This is a genomic window from Pseudoalteromonas sp. SR45-5, from assembly GCF_014163565.1.
Classification (GTDB): Bacteria; Pseudomonadota; Gammaproteobacteria; order Enterobacterales; family Alteromonadaceae; genus Pseudoalteromonas; species Pseudoalteromonas distincta.
Genome location: NZ_JACJDN010000575.1, coordinates 1 through 2527, shown reverse-complemented (window position 1 = coordinate 2527; position 2527 = coordinate 1). Strand labels below are relative to the sequence as shown.

The window sequence follows — 2527 nt, the reverse complement described above, 5'->3', positions numbered from 1 at the left end:
AAGGATTCTGTAGCGGGCATTTATAAAATTAAGCGCTACGACCGTGAAACGGGTGAAATTGAAACCATAATCGATACGATGGGCGGTGCTATTAGGCCTACACCGTCACCTGATGGAAAAAAACTGGCTTATATAAAGCGTGATGATTTTCAAACTAGTCTTTATTTATATGACTTAACCAGCGGTGAGCACACTAAGCTTTACGATAAGCTTGAGCGAGATATGCAAGAAACATGGGCTATTCATGGTGTATACCCAACCATTGCATGGACACCAGATAACGAAGAACTGGTGTTTTGGGCTGGTGGCACAATTCACAAGCTAGATGTTGCAGAGAAATCTGTTAAAACCATTCCTTTTAAAGTGCAAACAAGTAAAAAAATTCAAAAAGCGGTGCGCTTTACACAAAACTTAGATACTGATGAGTTTGATGTAAAAATGCTGCGTAATGTGCAAGTAAGCCCAGATGGCGAAACGGCAATTTTTGAAGCGCTTGGACATATTTATAAACGTGATTTAGAGTCGGGTAAAATTAAGCGTTTAACAAAGCAAACAGATCATTACGAATTATTTCCACAGTACTCTCGCGATGGTAAAAAAATAGTTTACACCACATGGGATGATAACAAACAAGGGTCAGTGAGAGTTGTGTCTGCGCGCAGTGGTCGTGGTGATACAGTTACTAAAGAGCCTGGCAAGTACGTAGAACCAACGTTTAGCCCAGATGGTAAAACGGTTGTTTATCGAAAAGCCACTGGCGGCAGTATTTTAAACCCTAAGTGGTCACTTAATCCGGGGGTTTATAGCGTAAGCGAAAAAGGCGGTAAAAGTGAGCTTATTTCAAAAAGTGGTTATCAACCACAATTTGGAGATGCAAACGATCGCGTTTTTATAATGAGTCCTTGGCCAAAACCAACGCTTAGCGTAGTTGAGCTTGAAAGTAAAAAAGTTCGCAAACTGTACGAGTCAGAACATGCGACAGAATTTAGAGTATCACCAGATGGGCAATACCTCGCTTTTGCTGAGCGATTTAAAGTATTTGTAACGCCGTTTGTTCAAAGTGGTAAAACAATTAATATTGGGCCTAAAGACAGTCAATTTCCAATAGAGCAGTTATCGGTACGTGCTGGTGAAAACATTAGCTGGAGTGCTAAGAGCAACACGCTTTATTGGACATTAGGGCCTGAACTTTATCATGCAAGCCTTGAGGGGATGTTTGCCATTAACAAAGCCGAAGATGCCGACTTTAAAGTGAAAAGTGGCGATAATATCGGTTTCAGTAAAAAAATGGCAGAGCCTAAAGGCATGATTGCGCTCACTGGTGCAAAAATTATTACTATGGACGGCGAAAAGGTTATTGAAAATGGTGTAATCATCACCGATGGCAAGCATATCAAAGCAATTGGTACAGCCAGCGAGATAAGCATCCCTAAAGGTGCTGAGGTTATTGATGTAACAGGCAAAACAATTATGCCTGGTATTGTTGATGCTCATGCACATGGCTCGCAAGCAAGCGGTGAAATTATACCTGAGCAAAACTGGAAAAACTTTGCAGGTTTAGCGCTGGGTGTAACTACAATTCACGATCCATCAAACGATACCTCTGAAATATTTACCGCAAGCGAAATGCAAAAGGCAGGCATGATTGTTGGCCCGCGTATTTTCTCAACCGGTACTATTTTATATGGCGCAAATATGCCAGGTTATACGTCGCATATTGACTCGTTAGACGATGCTAAATTTCATTTAGAGCGCCTTAAAAAAGTAGGGGCGTTTAGTGTTAAATCGTATAACCAGCCACGCCGAGAGCAGCGCCAACAAGTTATTGAAGCAGGCCGTGAACTTGAAATGATGGTTGTCCCTGAAGGTGGCTCATTATTACAACATAACTTAAGTATGATTGTAGATGGACACACAGGTATTGAGCATTCAATCCCTGTAGAGAACATATACGACGATATAAAGCAGTTATGGTCGCAAAGTGATGTTGGTTACACACCAACACTTGTAGTGGCTTATGGTGGCATTTGGGGTGAGAACTACTGGTACGATAAAACTGATGTGTGGAATCACCCGCGTTTAAGTAAATTTGTGCCAAAAAATCAATTATTACCACGCTCTATGCGCCGCATTAAAGCGCCCGATCATCACTATAATCACTTTAATAACGCACGCGTTGCTGCTGAGCTGCAAGACCTAGGTGTATTAGTTAACTTAGGTGCGCACGGTCAGCGTGAAGGCTTAGGTGCACACTGGGAGATGTGGATGTTCGCACAAGGCGGAATGACACCGCTTGAGGCAATACGTGCTTCAACACTCGATCCGGCTAAGTATTTAGGGCTTGATAAAAACGTAGGCTCGCTTGAAGTGGGCAAACTGGCTGATTTAATGGTTATAGATGGCGATCCGCTTAAAAATATTCGAGATTCGGATAAAGTAGATTACACCATGATCAATGGTCGACTATTCAATGCAGAGACAATGAATGAAGTGGGTAAAAAAGAACGCGAACCACTTTATTTTGAAG

The 2527-nt window shown here is 41.9% G+C and carries 1 protein-coding gene; it reads left to right on the top strand.

What is annotated here, in order from left to right; genetic code table 11:
* Positions 1 to 2527 (top strand): amidohydrolase family protein (locus H5072_RS16680; protein ID WP_182694172.1); only part of this gene is annotated, 2527 nt, incomplete at both ends.